The organism is Nocardia sp. CA-135953 (assembly GCF_050955735.1).
GTDB lineage: Bacteria > Actinomycetota > Actinomycetes > Mycobacteriales > Mycobacteriaceae > Nocardia.
Genome location: NZ_CP192082.1, coordinates 1,443,404 through 1,459,345, shown reverse-complemented (window position 1 = coordinate 1,459,345; position 15,942 = coordinate 1,443,404). Strand labels below are relative to the sequence as shown.

Genomic DNA, 15,942 nt, shown 5'->3' with positions numbered 1-15,942 from the left:
GCGACTCGCCAGCCGACCGAGCATATTTGCTCCACATTCGCTGGCATGTTATTAACCAGGCAATTGTCAGCCGTTTCGGCCCAGATCACCGAGCCGATGGCGTGTTTCGTTTGCAGGTCCCGATTTGTGAGCGAAGGAGCGTTTGCGGTGTTTGCGAAAAGTTCGCGTATTCTCCTACCGATTATCGTGCCCGCGGTACTCATCGGCACACTGTTCGGCTTGTGCACCCCGGCGCACGCCGACGATGCACATCCGGACGGAAGCGTGCCACCGGCCGGTGCGAACGATTGGACCTGCCGCCCGTCGGCGGCGCATCCACAACCCGTTGTCCTGGTTCACGGCACATGGGGGAATCAGAACTCGTGGGATGTGCTCGCACCGCAGCTGAAAGCGCAGGGCTACTGCGTATTCTCGCTGAGTTACGGGCGCGCGATCTCCAGTATGCGAGGTGCACAACCCGGGGTCTACGGCACCGCGGATATGCGCAACTCGGCCAGGGAAATCGCGCGATTCGTCGACGAGGTGCGAGCGGCCACCGGTACACCGAAGGTGGATATCGTCGCGCATTCCCAGGGCGGTCCGCTGGTGCGGCAATTCATGCGGTTCGACGGCGGTGCGAATCAGCAGAATCCGGCAGATAACAAGGTGGACCATCTGGTCACCATCGCGGCGACCAATCACGGCACCACTGCCGAAGGGCTCGGCTTTCTGCTGCCGACCGGAAGTGCGCAGGCACCGATCCTCGACCTGATCGCGAGATACCTGGGCACGGCCGCGGCGCAACAGCTGATCGATAGTGAATTCCTGCGCAGCCTCAATGCGGGGGGCGATACCGAGCCGGGAGTCGAGTACACGGTTATCGCCAGCCGTGTCGATCGGGTCGTCACGCCGCCCGAGACCACCTTTCTCAAAGCCGGAATCGGGGCCACCGTCGACAATGTCTGGGTGCAGGATCTGTGCCCGGACGACGAGTTCGACCATGGCGCGCTGCCGGAATCCCCCACCGTCGGCTACTTCGTGCAGAAGGCCCTCGATCCGGCGTACAGCGGTCCCGCCTGCCAGGGCTGACGTGCGCGAATTGCAGGTGCGACGCACTTGCGTCAACGCTGTTATCGTCGATAACGCCCATGGTGCTCCGGTGGTGGGACCGTGCGCCGCACCGTCCACGCGAGGAATGAACTTTCGTGAAATACGTTCCGCGTATCGTCCTATTTCTGGCGATTCCCGCCCTGCTGTTCATCGTGCCGTGGTGGACCTTGGTCGGCGCTACAACCGACGGGGCGCTGTTCTGGCTCGGCTCGGCGGTTTTCCTCGCCGGTTTCGTTTGCCTGCCCGCGGCGATGTTTCTCGGTCATGGTCCGAAACAGCACGATGCGGCGTCCATCGTCGGCGACACACTGCTCGGGCTGATGTGGGTGGTCTTCAGCTGGTCGGTGATCGGCAATGTGGTCGGGCTCGGCTTGGCCGTGAGCGGGGTGGACGATCCGGCGCGATCCAGGATCGTCGCCGCCGGGGTATTCGTGATCGCCGCCGCGCTGTCGGTCTCGGGTGTGATCGAGGCGCGCCGGGTGCCTCGGGTGCGCACCCTGGATGTCGCGATCCGCGGACTCGGACCGGCGCTCGACGGGCTGCGCATGGTGGTCATCACCGATACCCACTACGCCGCATTGGACCGGTTGCGGTGGTCGGAAAAGGTCGTCGATGTGGTGAACGCCCAGCAGCCCGATATCGCTTGCCACGCAGGCGATCTCGCGGATGGCTCGGTCGAGAAGCGGCATCCGCAGGTCGATCCGCTCGGCAAGATCGAGGCTCCGCTGGGCAGGTTCTACATCACCGGCAATCACGAATACTTCGGGGACGCGGCGGGCTGGATCGAGCATATGACCTCGATCGGCTGGCAGCCGCTGCACAACCGACACGAGACGATCACCCGCGGCGGTGACCGGCTGGTGCTCGCCGGCATCGACGACCCCACCGGCGTCGGCCTGCCCGGGCACGGGCCCGACCTCCCGGCCGCCCTCGCGGGCGCGGACCCGGACGCACCGGTCGTCCTGCTGGCCCATCAACCCAGGCAGGTCATCGAGGCCGCCGCGGCCGGGGTGGCGCTGCAGATCTCCGGTCACACCCACGGCGGCCAGATCTGGCCGTTCCATTATCTGGTCCGCCTCGAACAACCCGTGGTCGCCGGTCTCAGCCGCCACGGCGAGCACACCCAGCTCTACGCCAGCCGTGGCACCGGGTTCTGGGGTCCGCAATTCCGGGTCTTCGCACCCAGCGAAGTCACCGTCCTCGTCTTGCGCAGCGCATGAACGAGACTTGCCCCGTGGGGGTATAGGTTCGCGTGGTGGACGCTATCTGGCACGCGCTATCCCTGGCCGGGTCGATGACCTGGGAGATCCTCTGGGCTCTTGTTCTCGGCTTCGCGCTGTCGGCCGTCGTGCAGGCGGTGGTGCGCAAGTCGACCATTCTGCGGCTGATGGGCGATGATCGGCCGCGCACCCTCGCCATTGCCGCCGGGCTCGGTGCGGCCTCCTCGTCGTGCTCGTATGCAGCTGTGGCACTGGCTCGTTCGCTGTTCCGCAAGGGGGCGAATTTCACCGCCGCGATGGCGTTCGAAATCGGTTCGACCAATCTCGTCATCGAACTCGGCGTCATCCTGGCGCTGCTGATGGGCTGGCAGTTCACCGCGGCCGAATTCGTCGGCGGGCCCATTATGATCGTGCTGCTCGCGGTGCTGTTCCGATTGTTCGTGCGGTCCAAGCTCGTCGAGGAGGCCCGTCGCCAAGCCGACCGTGGACTCGCCGGATCGATGGAAGGCCATGCCGCCATGGATATGGCGGTCGTCGCCGAAGGCTCCTTCATGCGAAGGCTGCTGTCGCGGCCGGGGCTCACCGCGGTCTCCCATGTTTTCGTGATGGAATGGGCCGCGATTCTGCGCGATCTCGTCATCGGGCTGCTGATCGCGGGCGCGATCGGCGCATGGGTGCCGGAGACCTTCTGGCAGAACTTCTTCCTCACCGATCATCCACTGCTGTCGGCCATTTGGGGCCCGATCGTCGGGCCGCTGGTGGCGATCGGGTCCTTCGTCTGCTCGATCGGCAATGTCCCGCTGGCCGCGGTGCTGTGGAACGGTGGCATCAGCTTCGGCGGCGTGATCGCCTTCATCTACGCCGATCTGCTGATCCTCCCGATCCTCAATATCTACCGCAAGTACTACGGCACCTGCATGACCCTCATCCTGCTCGGCACTTTCTACACCGCCATGGTCGGCGCCGGTTATGTCGTCGAAATTCTCTTCGGCGCAACAAATCTCATCCCGGCCGAGCGCAACGCAATGGTGATGGCGGAAGGAATCCGGTGGAACTACACCACCTGGCTCAATATCGCCTTCCTCGTCCTAGCCGCAGCCTTGGTCACGATCTTCGTACGCACCGGCGGAATCCCGATGCTGCGCATGATGGGCGGCTCTCCCGAGACCGAGCACGATCACTGACGTAGCGGCGCCAGGCATGTTCGAGGTGAGGGACCCCGATTTGCCATCGGCCAGTTCAGGCACGAATCACGGATCGCCTTCGGCGGACTCCAGGCCACCGATATGCCCGGTATGCAGGACCGACTCGCCCAGGCGCACAACGCCGTCTACACCGCGATCACCGGCGACCAACGTCCGACTCGGGCACCCCAGCCGTGCTCACTCGTCGACGCGGCGGCCAAATGCACCGACCCGATCACCATTCCGTGCTGAACGCAGTACGACTTTTCAGCAAGGCGCCGGTGGCGGCGCTGTACGCGTGACTCGCTTCCACCGGACGCAGGGTCGGATAGTTGGACCGATGCGTGACGATGACGCCGTTCGGGAGGGTTACGGTGCGATCCGGGACGGTGGCAACGCAATTGCCGCCGGATTTAGCGACGAGGTCGACGATCACCGTCCCGGTGTGGAGTGTGTCGAGTGCGATGGCGTCCAGCAGCAGAGGGCCGCGGGAGCCGCGGTGCACGGCGGCGCAGATGATGAGGGCGGGCGGGTCGGCGGCGAGGTGGGTGAGAAGCCCGTCCGGATTCGGCAGGAATGCCTTGGCGCCGTGCCGGATTGCGGTGGACTCCTGTTCCTCGCGGTTGCCCGATGCGGTCGGCTCGTCGCCGTGGGCGGCCGCCGTGGCGATGGCGGCGAGTCCGGCCTGACCGCAGCCGAGGATCAGGGCGCGCACCGGCCCCTCGGTCGAAAGGAGTTGTCGCCCTTGCTCGTAGGCGACTTCGCCCGCTATCCGGCTCATCGCGGAGAGTGCATCGATATCGGGGCGGGAGTGCGGAACGGTTTCATAACCGACGGATTCGATGCCGCGTGCGCGCAGCTCCGCGATCACGTCGTGGCGATGCAGCGGGTCCTGGAATCCGATGAGGGTCGTACCCGGCCGCACCGAATCGAGCTGGTATGCCGGAGGTTTCACCCACACGACGACATCACAACGTGCGAAGATCTCCGCACGCTCGCCCACCTGAGCCCCGGCCGCCACGTAGTCCGCGTCGTCGAACCCGACAGACCGCCCCGCATCGTGCTCCACAATGACCCGCACGCCCGCCAGCCCCCGCACATCGTCCGGTATCAGCGCGACGCGCCGCTCCTCAGCAGCGGTCTCCCGTAGAACTCCGACAATCATTGTTGTCCGATGACCGGCAGACCGCACCCGGCCAGCACTTTGGGATAGCTCAGCCCATTCCGGATCTCATACAGGAGCTGTTCGAGTCGGTCGAACAATTCGTCGACCAGATCCGCCGACTCGTGCCCTGGCGCCTTGCGCGGCGCGAGCACATTGAATCGGACACCGAGTCGCTCGGAGCCGGTCCGATCCAGCGCGACACTGTCGATTCCAGCACCGGCGAGCAGCAGATCCTCTATCTCCGCACTGGTTTCGACGCCTGCCTGGTCGAGGACCGCATCATCGAAGACCACGGTGAGGAACATGCCCTGCCGACTGCCCAGCGGCCGAATGAGTTTCGCATTGAAACGAGCGTTGATCGCATCGATGTGGCCGTGCGCGCGATCCAGCTGATCGAGCATCCGCACGCGGTTCTGCGCGAAGTAACTCTCGGGCGTGTGCTCGACAATCGCCCGCGCCAGATGCGTCGACTCACGCTGGAACGAAATGGTCAGCCGCTCGCGAATCCTGGCCAGCCATTCGGCATCACCCGAGCAGGCCGCGCCCAGCTTGCACGGTCCGAAGGCGTTATAGCCCTTGGAGTTCCCGGTAATGGTCAACACCTGGTCGTACAGCCGACGCGTACCGCCGTCGGTCGTGATCTGCACCGCGGCGATCGGAATGTGCTGTTCCACCATGCAATCGAAGGCCATATCGCAGATGACGGGTACCCCACTGGCAACAAGCACCCGGCCGATCGCCAGAAACTCCTCGGCCGAATAGTCGGTGAACACCGGATTTCCGGGCAGCGTGAGCAGTACGCCACACAGTTCGTCACGGTCGGCGAAGTAGTCCAGGCACGACGCAAGCAGGTCCGGATCGATCTTGAAGGAGTCGTCCGGCGAGACCGGGCAGGCCTCCATCCGCAGACCGTACTTCTCTACGTGAATGCCCGAGCTCTTGTACAGGCCTTCCGGATACACGATCACACCACCGGGGCGGGCCAGCGTCGCGACCGCCTCCTCCAGCAGCATGGTGCTCGAGTACGGGCAGACAATAACCTCCTCCGGAGACACCCGGACTCCGGGTATCCCGTCGACCGGCTCGGTCAATCGCCCGAACAGCTTGTGCGCCGCCAACTCTCGCAATACCAGCGGCTGTCGCTTGTGATACAGCGTGCCGTCTGCGTATTCGTCCGGGGGTCGGGTATGCATCAGTTCGCGCCATGCCAGATCCAGTGCGGCGATGGCACTTTCGGCCAGCGGTAGACCGGTCTCGCCGTGGTAGGCGTCCAGGACATCCGAATACGTCCGGTCGCCCGTCCCCGCGAACTGCGGCCGCACACCCAGATGCCGACGCACTTCCCGCTTGCGCTCCTCGGAGCGATTGGTGCGAGCGGCGAGACTGGGTGCCGGTGTCCGCCAAGGCAGCCGATCGTTGTCAGCCTGCCGAGTCACGACACCTCACTTTCGAAAGACGGCTCCCCGGGCGCGGTCATCTCGCGCCAACTCTGTTCCAGCGCCGCACGGAACAGACCGCGGCAATCGCCCTCGGTGAGGCGCTCGTAGCCGGCCAGTTCCGGTGCCGCGACGATATCGTTGACGACAATGCCCGAACCGGCGGCCTTGAGCTCATAGAGACGCTCGAACCGGCGCACCGCGAATGCGACATCGTGCTTCAACGCCGAGAACCGAGTAGCCACGCGCGCCTGCCGGGAATAGTCGTATTCACCCACGGCGACGTACTTTTCGTCGACGATGAGCATGCTCTGCGCATTGCGCGCGTGCTCGCGCTTGACCAGCACGCTCTCCACCCCGGCACGCGCCTGTTTCCACAATTTGTCGTCGTAGGGCCACACATCCTCGATCGTGTCGAGGACATACATGCGTCGCACATCGATTCGGGGCGGATGGGTCGTATCGGCCAGGCGCAGAATCGCGGCGTGATAGTCGTCGCCCACATCGCCGCCGATGGTGCCCAGATCAGCGGTGTGGATCGCACGGACCGATGCCTTGGCCTGCTCGAGGATCATCAACCAGTCGCTGACGGTATTCCATTCCCAGACGGTCGCGCTGCGCGAGGGGATCTGCGCCAGGATTTCCTCGGCCCGCTCCAGCTGTCGATCCGCGATCATGCGCAGCGGTTCGATCTCCTCGCGCGCGGAGGTCGCATCGATCAGGCTGCCCGCGATGCCGAGCGCCCGCTCGACGAGTTCAGGGTCCTTGCCGAGCAGGACATTGAAGCGCATGCGCAGATCGTGATATCCGCCGCCGGCGAGATCGTCCGCGATACCGTCGGTCGAGGGCAATTCCTGGCCGAGCGCCAGGCTGAGACGTTCGCGCAGCGGTAGCGGTGGCACCCGAGTCCCGTTCTCGATCTGCTGGATCAGGCTGCGCGAACAACCTGTCTTGGCCGCGAGTGCGGCCTGGGTGAACCCGCGTTCCGTGCGGAGCCGACGGACCAGATCCCCGACCTGCTCATCGTCCGGCCCTGAGCCAGCCATGCGGCGCCTCCATCCCTATGCTCGGATTCTTGCTCGGATTTTTCAATGCTCACGATGTGTCATCCGACGTCATCATAGCTACGTTACGCCGCGAGGCCGCGATAGCGACGATGAAAGTTTTCTGGTCGATCGCTGGAAACCGCACGGGCGGGCGGATATTGCGCAAGACCACTCCGATATCTACGACCTCTAACGCGCGTAGCGGTACTCAAAGCTGCTCTCACGGAGGGGATTACAGATATACATGGCCGAATTTGCTTATGTCCAAGCAATATTGATTGAGAAATATCTTCAGATAGCTTTTATGCTTAGTTGACATCCACACGTGGCGATCCATAGCATTGTTGTCAGCATCACATCTGATTCGGGCTCGCTCTGGGACAGATGGTTTCGATCGACCAAGGGAGGGGTCATGACATTGAGGCTTACCGACTGGTTGATCACCAGCGACATCACCCCCGAAACCGCCCGCTACACCGGCAGCGGCTGGGTCCTGAGCTGGCTGCCCGGCCGACCGCTGACACGGGAGCAGGCCATGACCGGCATGGTGCTCGACGAGACCCTGAGCGATCCGGATCCCGAAGACTACGTGCTCGCCATGGAGATTGCCGCCATCCGGGCCGCTGATCTCGGCCTCGAATTGGCTCAGGCGGTCGTGCTGCTGCACGCCCGCATCGTCGAACGAGACCGGCGGCAAGCCGGCGCCAACTGCCGCATCGCGGTACCGACCACACCGGCCGCGTAACGGCAGTTGGCGCCGCGGAGGGGTCGGCGCCACCTGACGTCGCGCCGAAACAGGGTCCGGCGAGCACCGCTCGCCGGGCCCTGTTTCACGAGCCGGAACGCCGAAGACTACGGCACCGAACCGAACACCCGCGTGAAGTCGGGGCATTCGACCAGCGGTTGGTGGGTGCAGATGGCCACGAATTCGTCCGGATCCCTTCGACGACAGCTTGCGCGCCCGACTCGACGCGGCGGCGGCGCTGCGGAAGGCATTCGCCCGTCAGCGAATTGCGTCAGTCGGGGTTCGACGGTGCTCGGGAAACGACAATGGGCATCCGCCACGACAGGCGCACCGGATTGTCGGTCGCACTACGCAGGAGCAGCCATTGTGCGATGGCCGCCATGGTCGAACCGAGCGAGGTCACCACGGCGAGAAATCCCCAGTGGGTAAGGCTGGCGGATGCGTAGCTGGCGGTACTGGTGCCCGGAATGGCCAGTTTGCCTCGACCGGTAGCCCAGTTCAATATCTGTCCGATCTGACCGCCCAGATCATAGGTGCGACCGGTCATCGCCTTGAGTTCGGCACCTTTGCCATTGAGGTAGATCAAGCACAGGATGACAAAAAGTGCGGCACACGCCAGCGAAATCGCCGTAAGGCGGGCGAGCAGTTCGTTGCGAAGGCGGATATTCAGCACGATGGCACAGAGCGCGGCGATGATGGCGGCGCTGGCGAGGATGGCCCACATGCCGGTGACCGGCGGGGTTTTCGGCGCCGCTTTCGACCAGACGTTCATCGCGTTCGTGGTTATTTCGAGCCGGCCGAACGCGTTGGCGGCGACCCTGCCGTCCGGCCCCTGTGCGGTGATCCACGATTGGAACATCAGGATGAAGGTGGTGGCACCACCGACCATCGCCAACATGTAGCCCCAGTGAGATCGGAGCGGTCCCAGCCGCGCCCGGAGATCGGACAACTCCGCGGCGCGGCCTTGCGTCGGTCCCGGCAGAGCGATCCCGCGTCGAGATGTGATGGCTCGGGGGGAGTTCTGCTCCATGAACTCAGCTTAGGTGTCGAGCAGTGACGCGACTCACCTCCAGTGGGAACGCAAGTCGGCGGTGGTTGGGGAACCGGTCATTCGAACCATCGGCGGAGCCGAGGTCCGCGGGCCGGGCCGATGCGAGTTGCCGACGCGGAATTGACCTGCGGCACAGTCCTATTCGGCTTCCTGAGTCGTCTTCGCGGCAAGACCGAGCCGCACCACGCCGGCGTCGAGATCGATCTCGACGCTCGGTCGGTGCACCTGACCGTCGCTGTCCTCGCTGCCCTCATCGGCCAGCTTCTGCCCGGGGAACAGTTCACCCATAACGCCCATGGTTCGACGATAGTCCGCTTCCGCGATCCCAGATCTGTCCGGCGAAATCTGCCGCTACCGCAGAGCGTCGACACCGAGGACGAACCAGCCCTCGGCCTTCCCATCCTCGATCAAGCGATCGGCGAAGTCACCAGCGGCTGAGGATCAATTGCCGTTGACGCCGGTATTGATCCGAACCACGACCTTGTCATCGGTGACGTCTTGCACCGTCGCGCTGAAACCGTTGGTGGACTGGGTCTGCCCGACCGGAATATCGACCTGCTGACCGGCCACCTTCAGCGTGGCCGTATTGCCCTTCACCGCAACGAGTTCCGCTTCGATGCCGAGCACACTGGCCTTGGCATTCACGCCACGCGTGAAGGTGACCGTACAACCGCTGACCTGACACTCGGACTTGTACCCGGCCCCTTCGGACGAGCACGCCGCGCCCGCGAGGGGCGTGAGCAGGGCGAACGCGGACAATGCGAGCATCCGTGGCACAGACATGCGGGCCAGTGTAGGTGAGCCGGGGGGACCGGCCACACCACTTGCTCGGTGTGGCCGGTCGCCGGTATTACCTGGGTCTACACCTGGTCAGCGGCTGAGCATCTGCAGATGCCTGGCCTGCTGCCGCAGATGGTTCAGCTGCATGTCGGCCTGATTGGCCCGGTCCTCCGCCCGCGCCGCCAGATCCTCGGCCCGCTGCGCCAACTGGGTGGCCTCATCGGCCTGGCCTTGCGCACCGACCGCCCGCTGCTGCAGCTGATTGGCCTCCCCTTGAGCTTGCTGCGCCAGACTTTCGGCCTGCTGCGCCTGGCTCTGCGCCCGATCCGCCTCACTCTGGGCCTGCTGCGCCTGATGTGTGGCCTGCTGCGCCTGATGACGAGCCTGCTGCGACTGCTGAACCGCCTGGATCGCGCTCTGGTGCGCGATCTGGGCCTGATTGTTCACCTGCCGCGACTGCCCCTGCACCTGACGCGCCAGAGCCGCAGCCTGGCTCGCGGCCTGGCGGGCGTTCTGCGCGTCTGTGCGCGCCTCATTGCAGAAGGCCTGGCACTGGATCTGCGCCATTTCCGCATCCCGCCTGGCCACATCGATCTCGTCGCCGGCGTGGACGCCTTCCACCGACCGCTTTTCCGCTACGTCCTGTGCTGCCATATTCGAGCTCCCTTCCAGAAAGTGTGGGTGTTGCTGGGAAGAACTCCAATACCAACGGGTCTCATCATTGCCGAAGCCCAGGAGTACCGCAGGAGCTTCCACACAATTGATAGAAGAAGCGGGAACCACCGAGCCTCGACCCCGGACGTGGCGCAGATCTAAGTGCCCGCCATCTCGATGACCGGGGGTCGGCTGATTGAACAGCCTGGTCCACTGGACAAAAGGCATTCGATTGCTGACGTCGGTCGAGTGCACTCGGCCGGTCAGGATGCTGTGGTCGCCGCCGTCGACGACGTTCACCAGTTCGCAGGCCAGGCGGGCGGCGGCGTCGGGGAAGCCGGTAGGTCGAGCTCGCAGGGTCGCATGTCGTCCGCGGCGAAACGGAACTGTCCAGATAGCGCCCGCGACGGCAGCGGACACGAGAGGGCCGGGCTGCCGATAGGCGCCCGGCCACAGCGCTACCGAACGCGGAAAATCGATCGCCGATCGAGGCGAATTCGGGTACCGCACTACTCGATATTTCGCGGCTCGACGGGCCCACACTCGTTGCGTGTCCACCGGTAAGAACATCGTCATCTGTCTCGACGGAACAGGCAATCAGCTCCGCGCCACCGGCAGCACCAATGTGGTTCGCCTGTTCGAGATGCTGGACCTGAGCGATGCCGCGAAACAGATCGCCTACTACGACCCGGGTGTCGGTACTTTCAGCGCTCAGGGCGCATGGTCGCCACCGGCCCGGTGGTTCTCGCGAGTGCTCGGCTCGGCGGTCGGCAGCGGGCTGCGTTCGAATCTCGCCGAGGCCTACTCCTATCTGATAGAGCACTGGCAGCCGGGCGATCGCGTGTTCATATTCGGATTCAGCCGCGGCGCGTATACCGCGCGAGCGCTGGCCGGATTACTGCACGAGCCCGGCCTCCTCCGTCCGGGTAGTGAGAATCTCGTCCAGTACGTCGTCAGCGCCTACACCCGCAAGACCACGAACTGGCCGGAACTGCGCCGATACGCGCGCACCTTCTGCTCGAAATCCGCGGACGGCGACTTCTCGATTCCCATCGAATTCCTCGGCGTGTGGGACACGGTCAAGGCGGCCGGCCTGCTGCGCTGGGCACTGAAATGGCCCTTCACCAGGCAGGTGCCCAATGTGGCGAAGGCACACCACGCCGTTTCGATCGATGAGAAGCGCCGTCCGTACGAGGAATATCTGGTCACTCCGAAGGGGAACCGGCCGGTGCTGACCGAGGCATGGTTCGCCGGTGTCCACTCCGATGTCGGCGGGACCTTCGAGGACGATCCGAAGCTGGCCGAAATCGCGCTCAAGTGGATCACCGACGGTGCGTTCGAGGCCGGATTGCTGCTGCGCGCCGGTGCGTACCTGGACACCTGCGCGATAAGCCCCGAGCATGCGAACGGCAGCGTGCACCGGATGGGCTGGATCTGGGCCCTGCTCACCTACCGCCGACGGCGGGTTCCGGCGGGTGCTCGGGTGCACGCGAGCGTGCGGTCACGGTGCGAGATCGACACAGCGTATGGAAAACGAATCCCCCGGGATGTCATGTGGGAAGACGAGCAATGGACGAAACTGCGAATTCAGTAGAGTACGGGAGCGGAATCTGTCCGCCGGCCCGGCGCAGGCTGCGTACCTTCGCATTCGACCCGATGTCGACGCGGCTGTCCGGCCAATTCCTCACGCTGGATATCCCATTCGAGCACATCCGGGGACCGGGCCCCGACGGCACACTCGTGCAGGTGGTCGACTTCGACGCCAGCCGCAATGCGTGGTATGACCCGGTCGACCTCGACGAACCATTTGTCTTGGCACAGGACGGAATTCGACCGACCGAAACCGATCCCCGTGCGCACCAACAGATCGTCTATGCGGTCGCGATGAGCGTCATCGAGCGATTCGAACGGTTCATGGGACGCCGATTCCGGTGGCACCGCGACCAGATCCTGCGTCTGGTCCCGCACGCCTTCGAAGGGCGGAACGCCTATTTCGATCCGCGGCGGCGCGCCTTGCTGTTCGGCTATTACCAAGCCGATGCCGAGAATCCGGGCGCCAATCTCCCCGGCCAGGTCATCTTCACCTGCCTGTCGAGCGACATCATCGCGCACGAGGTGACGCATGCGATCGTGCATCGAATCCGGCGACTGTACAACGAATCCACCAACCGGGATGTCTTCGCCTGGCACGAGGCCGTCGCCGACTTGATCGCGCTGTTCCAGCACTTCTCCCACCGAGACGTGGTACTCGACGCGATCGCGACCACATCGGGAGAGCTCGAAAAGAGCGCGGGGCTGCTGGACCTGGCCCGGGAGTTCGGTGAGTCCACCGGACGCGGCGCGGCATTGCGTTCGGCGATAAAGGACCTCAACCGCACACCCGAGCGATTTCGTGCGGCACAGGAGCCGCACGAACGCGGTGCGTGTTTCGTGGCCGCGGTATTCGACGCGTACCGAGACTCCTACCAGAGCGCCATCGCGGATCTGCTTCGGATCGCCAGTGGCGGCACCGGAGTGCTGCCGCCCGGTCGCCTGCACCCGGATCTGGTATCTCGGATCGCCGACGAGGCGGTCAAGACCGCGGACCGGATGCTCGGGATGGTCGTGCGGAGTTTCGACTATCTCCCGGTACTGGACGTCACATTCGGCGATGTCGTCCGAGCGATCGTCACCGCGGATCGCGGACTTTATCCGGAGGATCGGCAACACCTGCGCAGCACCCTCGTGGAGGCGCTGCGGCGGCGCGGCATCTGGCCGGTAAGCGTCACCTCGCTGACCGATGAAGCGCTGGTCTGGCAACGACCGGACAATCCGATGAACCTCGGCGACGGCGATCACCCGGTGGATTTGTCCAGGGTCATCCTGTCCGCTTCGAAGGATCTCGACCCGATCGGCATTCCGGGCGAATTGCGAACTCCCGCAGTGCTCGACGGCAACGGTGCCTCCGGCCGGGACAGTTCTTCGACCCGCCACTCCGTTTTCGAGCAGGTCGCCCAGGAGCTCATCGGATGGGCCGAAGCCAACGCCGCCCGAATCGGACTGGATCCGAACTTCAAAATCAGCTGCGAGGGAATCCACGTCTCGTACCGCATGGCAGGCGATCGGTTACCGCGTCCCGAATTGGCCATCCAGCTGCTGCAGCGTCGCACGGATCTCGAGGATGCGGGCCAGGGGAAGCAACAACCGGTGATCCGTGCCGGGACCGCGCTCGTCGTCAGCGCCGACGGCAGCGTGGACTATGTGATCGCCAAGCCGCTGCCGTTCAGCGACGAGTCGTCGGCGGCTGACGACACTGCCATCGCATTCCACCGGGCGGGCAAGCTGCGGCTGGCCGCGATGCGGGAATGGTTCGACCGACTGGAAGCCGACGACGCGCTGAGCGCATGGACTGCCGAGCACGCAATCCACCGCCTCGATTTCGCGGCAATCCACGCGCTGACGGATGAGTAGGTACAAAATGTCGACGCCGACAACAATTGCCGTCCGGATGTACAACGTCGGATTCGGCGACGCCTTCACCGTGACGGTGCGGCGCAAGAACGAAACCTGGCGCATGCTGGTCGACTGCGGCGTGCACAGCCAGGGCCGGGCACGCCCGATCCGCGACTCCGTGCAGGCCATTATCGCCGACCTCACCGAGGCCGATCCGCACCGCCGACCGCATCTGGACATCGTGGTCGCCACCCATCACCACGCCGATCACATCACCGGATTCGCCTGCCGGGAATGGGAACAGGTGACCGTGGACGAGGTGTGGGTGCCATTCGTCGAGGACCCCGACGACGAAGACGCGCGACGGATCCGCAGCGGGCAGGTCGATGCCGCGAACGGTCTGCTCGCGCTGATCGAGCGGCGCGGCAACGGGGGTCGTATGTCGGCCCGCGTCGAACAGGCACAGGCGTTCGCGGTGAACTCGCAGGGCAATGCCGCCGCGACCGATCGGCTCCTCGGCCGCAATTTCAGCGGATTCGCCGCACCCCATCGGGTGCGGTACCTGCCGAGCAAGGACGAAACCGAGAATACGATCGCCGTTGATCGCGTCGGGCTCGTCGCACATATCCTCGGGCCGCCGCGCGATGCCCGATTCCTGAAGCGCATGGATCCGCCTGCGAAGCAATCGTGGCCCCTGGTACGCGCTGGCGCGTCCGCGACGAGCGACGGCAGGCCGACGCCGCTTTTCAACCCGCGCTATATCGCGCGGAATACCCTGCTGGAGCGCTTGCTTCAGGCGAAGGCGGATCTGGACCTGGACGATCTCATCGACGATGACGATCGACTGCTGCGCGCCGCCTCGATTCTCGAGAACGCGGTCAACAACACCAGTGTCTTCTTCGTGCTGGATATCGCCGGAACCCGATTGCTATTCCCGGGGGACGCGCAGCAGGGCGCATGGGAGCATGTCCTGTCCGATCCGCGCAATGTCGATCTCGTGTCCCGTCTGGCCTTCTACAAGGTCGGACATCACGGTTCGCACAATGCCACGCCCCGGCGTTTCGTCGAACAAGATTGGCGGACAGAGGGTTACGCGATGATTCCGTTCGGACTTGTCAAGCGCTGGGCGAAGACCATTCCGAAGAAATCGCTGGTCGATTCGCTGGTGAGTCACGATCACACCGTCATCCGAGCCGACACGGCTCCCGACGCCGTCCCCGGCAAGATCGCCGTGAACGGTGACCTGTGGTCCGAGGTAACGCTCACCGCCTGATCCTCATGCCTGGTAGCTGATCGCGTCGTCGAGATGGTGGCTAGTGGCTACGGGGGATGCGAGCCGCGATCGGCCGGCATCACGAAAAGGTAACCGGTGCAGCCGGAGTTGCCGACCTGGGGCGTTGCGGGCGGCACAAACGCCGAGGACACCTGGACATAGCCGCAGATTTGCGGGGACACACGGGACTTGACAGTTATCCCTGATCCCGCCGCGTCGGCCGCTTAAGCTGTCTGCGCCGCAACGTGCGACAAATGCTCGAGGTCGACAAACCAAGTGGTAGACGTCCAGGAGGTGCGGAATGCCGGAAGCCGGTCGTTGGCGTGGATCACGTCCGATATTGATTGCGAGCATATTGCCACTTGCGGTTGTCCTCGGCACCGGAGTAGCGAACGCATCCCCGGATGCCACCGCGCAGGCGCCTGCTATCCCATCGTGGACCCGAATCCAGACGGTGGACGCGCCGGACGCGCCGCCAGCCGTGGATCAGCAGCCGATCCAGGAGTTCTGCGAACGCGTCCCCGTAGATCCCGGCCGGTGCACCGCCACCGCCGTCGACGCGGGAGTCGGCGCGGCAATTGGTGCAGGCATCGCCGCGGGCGTGTCCGCGCCAGTCGCGATAGCCGCCGCAATGGCCGGCGCGGCCGCCGGGTTCGTCGTCGGCATCCCGTTCATGCCGACCGGATTGGTTGTCGGCCCGATCCTCGGCGCGGCCGTTGGTGTCGCCGTCGTAGCCGGACCTGCCGCCGTGCTCGGCGGGGCGCTCGGGGCGTCGCTCGGGGCGATAGTCGGTATCACCACGCCCGTCCCGCAAGACGGCCGGACCGATGGATCCGGCGCGCCCACCACCTAGCCGAGATAAGCACG

At 64.7% G+C, this 15,942-nt stretch carries 17 protein-coding genes; 10 read left to right on the top strand and 7 right to left on the bottom strand.

Annotated elements, in window-relative coordinates; genetic code table 11:
* The first annotated feature begins 147 nt into the window (after positions 1-147).
* From ACQPXH_RS06595 to ACQPXH_RS06580, 4 genes are all read left to right on the top strand, one after another.
* Entirely contained in the window at positions 148-1,068 is a 921-nt protein-coding gene (locus tag ACQPXH_RS06595) for an esterase/lipase family protein (protein WP_433601420.1), read from the top strand.
* A 116-nt stretch (positions 1,069-1,184) separates the two neighbouring features.
* Positions 1,185-2,309 (top strand): metallophosphoesterase, encoded by a 1,125-nt coding sequence (locus ACQPXH_RS06590; protein ID WP_433601419.1) that lies wholly within the window; start codon positions 1,185-1,187, stop codon positions 2,307-2,309.
* A 32-nt stretch (positions 2,310-2,341) separates the two neighbouring features.
* On the top strand, positions 2,342-3,493 hold the full coding sequence (locus ACQPXH_RS06585; RefSeq protein ID WP_433601418.1) for a permease: 1,152 nt from the start codon (positions 2,342-2,344) through the stop codon (positions 3,491-3,493).
* Between the two features lie 102 nt (positions 3,494-3,595).
* Positions 3,596-3,745, top strand: coding sequence for a hypothetical protein (locus ACQPXH_RS06580; RefSeq protein WP_433601417.1), 150 nt, complete (start codon positions 3,596-3,598; stop codon positions 3,743-3,745).
* Here the strand turns inward: ACQPXH_RS06580 and ACQPXH_RS06575 are convergent.
* Genes ACQPXH_RS06575 through ACQPXH_RS06565 form a run of 3 tightly spaced genes read right to left on the bottom strand, consistent with a single transcriptional unit; the run spans position 3,729 to position 7,140 of the window.
* Positions 3,729-4,658, bottom strand: coding sequence for a hypothetical protein (locus ACQPXH_RS06575; protein WP_433601416.1), 930 nt, complete (start codon positions 4,656-4,658; stop codon positions 3,729-3,731). The two genes, ACQPXH_RS06580 and ACQPXH_RS06575, sit on opposite strands and share 17 nt — an antisense overlap.
* Entirely contained in the window at positions 4,655-6,094 is a 1,440-nt protein-coding gene (locus ACQPXH_RS06570) for a pyridoxal phosphate-dependent aminotransferase (protein ID WP_433601415.1), read from the bottom strand. Before ACQPXH_RS06570 ends, ACQPXH_RS06575 begins: the two co-directional genes overlap by 4 nt.
* A complete protein-coding gene (locus tag ACQPXH_RS06565; protein WP_433601414.1) occupies positions 6,091-7,140 on the bottom strand; it encodes a helix-turn-helix domain-containing protein in 1,050 nt (349 codons plus the stop codon). The genes ACQPXH_RS06570 and ACQPXH_RS06565 overlap by 4 nt, the downstream gene beginning before the upstream one ends.
* A gap of 412 nt (positions 7,141-7,552) precedes the next feature.
* Here ACQPXH_RS06565 and ACQPXH_RS06560 point away from each other — a divergent pair, with 412 nt between their 5' ends.
* Entirely contained in the window at positions 7,553-7,885 is a 333-nt protein-coding gene (locus tag ACQPXH_RS06560; RefSeq protein WP_433601413.1) for a hypothetical protein, read from the top strand.
* 271 nt (positions 7,886-8,156) lie between these two features.
* Here ACQPXH_RS06560 and ACQPXH_RS06555 read toward each other — a convergent pair whose 3' ends face one another.
* Complete coding sequence (locus ACQPXH_RS06555) at positions 8,157-8,609, bottom strand: hypothetical protein (protein ID WP_433601412.1); 453 nt, start codon at positions 8,607-8,609, stop codon at positions 8,157-8,159.
* Between ACQPXH_RS06555 and ACQPXH_RS06550 the strand changes: the two genes are divergently transcribed.
* Positions 8,608-8,787, top strand: coding sequence for a hypothetical protein (locus ACQPXH_RS06550; protein ID WP_433601411.1), 180 nt, complete (start codon positions 8,608-8,610; stop codon positions 8,785-8,787). The two genes, ACQPXH_RS06555 and ACQPXH_RS06550, sit on opposite strands and share 2 nt — an antisense overlap.
* Positions 8,788-9,074: 287 nt before the next feature.
* Here ACQPXH_RS06550 and ACQPXH_RS06545 read toward each other — a convergent pair whose 3' ends face one another.
* From ACQPXH_RS06545 to ACQPXH_RS06535, 3 genes are all read right to left on the bottom strand, one after another.
* Complete coding sequence (locus ACQPXH_RS06545) at positions 9,075-9,224, bottom strand: hypothetical protein (RefSeq protein WP_433601410.1); 150 nt, start codon at positions 9,222-9,224, stop codon at positions 9,075-9,077.
* Positions 9,225-9,377: 153 nt separating this feature from the next.
* Entirely contained in the window at positions 9,378-9,719 is a 342-nt protein-coding gene (locus ACQPXH_RS06540; RefSeq protein ID WP_433601409.1) for a hypothetical protein, read from the bottom strand.
* Positions 9,720-9,806: 87 nt separating this feature from the next.
* Complete coding sequence (locus tag ACQPXH_RS06535; RefSeq protein ID WP_433601408.1) at positions 9,807-10,370, bottom strand: hypothetical protein; 564 nt, start codon at positions 10,368-10,370, stop codon at positions 9,807-9,809.
* A 550-nt stretch (positions 10,371-10,920) separates the two neighbouring features.
* Between ACQPXH_RS06535 and ACQPXH_RS06530 the strand changes: the two genes are divergently transcribed.
* The 4 genes from ACQPXH_RS06530 (at position 10,921) to ACQPXH_RS06515 (ending at position 15,928) form a co-directional block, all read left to right on the top strand.
* A complete protein-coding gene (locus ACQPXH_RS06530) occupies positions 10,921-11,964 on the top strand; it encodes a DUF2235 domain-containing protein (RefSeq protein WP_433601407.1) in 1,044 nt (347 codons plus the stop codon).
* A 62-nt stretch (positions 11,965-12,026) separates the two neighbouring features.
* The gene (locus ACQPXH_RS06525) at positions 12,027-13,820 is read left to right on the top strand and encodes a hypothetical protein (protein WP_433601406.1); all 1,794 of its coding nucleotides are present in this window, start codon (positions 12,027-12,029) and stop codon (positions 13,818-13,820) included.
* Between the two features lie 7 nt (positions 13,821-13,827).
* Positions 13,828-15,075 carry a hypothetical protein gene (locus ACQPXH_RS06520; RefSeq protein ID WP_433601405.1) on the top strand — a complete coding sequence of 416 codons (1,248 nt, stop codon included), beginning with the start codon at positions 13,828-13,830 and terminating at the stop codon, positions 15,073-15,075.
* Positions 15,076-15,529: 454 nt separating this feature from the next.
* Positions 15,530-15,928, top strand: coding sequence for a hypothetical protein (locus ACQPXH_RS06515; RefSeq protein WP_433601404.1), 399 nt, complete (start codon positions 15,530-15,532; stop codon positions 15,926-15,928).
* Positions 15,929-15,942 lie beyond the last annotated feature (14 nt).

What these genes read in the sequence shown, in the direction of transcription:
- ACQPXH_RS06580 (WP_433601417.1), top strand. Translation starts at nt 3,596, where the DNA reads ATGCCCGGTATGCAGGACCGACTCGCCCAGGCGCACAACGCCGTCTAC.
- ACQPXH_RS06575 (WP_433601416.1), bottom strand. Translation starts at nt 4,658, where the DNA reads ATGATTGTCGGAGTTCTACGGGAGACCGCTGCTGAGGAGCGGCGCGTC.
- ACQPXH_RS06565 (WP_433601414.1), bottom strand. Translation starts at nt 7,140, where the DNA reads ATGGCTGGCTCAGGGCCGGACGATGAGCAGGTCGGGGATCTGGTCCGT.
- ACQPXH_RS06560 (WP_433601413.1), top strand. Translation starts at nt 7,553, where the DNA reads ATGACATTGAGGCTTACCGACTGGTTGATCACCAGCGACATCACCCCC.
- ACQPXH_RS06550 (WP_433601411.1), top strand. Translation starts at nt 8,608, where the DNA reads ATGCCGGTGACCGGCGGGGTTTTCGGCGCCGCTTTCGACCAGACGTTC.
- ACQPXH_RS06555 (WP_433601412.1), bottom strand. Translation starts at nt 8,609, where the DNA reads ATGTGGGCCATCCTCGCCAGCGCCGCCATCATCGCCGCGCTCTGTGCC.
- ACQPXH_RS06545 (WP_433601410.1), bottom strand. Translation starts at nt 9,224, where the DNA reads ATGGGTGAACTGTTCCCCGGGCAGAAGCTGGCCGATGAGGGCAGCGAG.
- ACQPXH_RS06540 (WP_433601409.1), bottom strand. Translation starts at nt 9,719, where the DNA reads ATGTCTGTGCCACGGATGCTCGCATTGTCCGCGTTCGCCCTGCTCACG.
- ACQPXH_RS06535 (WP_433601408.1), bottom strand. Translation starts at nt 10,370, where the DNA reads ATGGCAGCACAGGACGTAGCGGAAAAGCGGTCGGTGGAAGGCGTCCAC.
- ACQPXH_RS06525 (WP_433601406.1), top strand. Translation starts at nt 12,027, where the DNA reads ATGTCGACGCGGCTGTCCGGCCAATTCCTCACGCTGGATATCCCATTC.
- ACQPXH_RS06520 (WP_433601405.1), top strand. Translation starts at nt 13,828, where the DNA reads ATGTCGACGCCGACAACAATTGCCGTCCGGATGTACAACGTCGGATTC.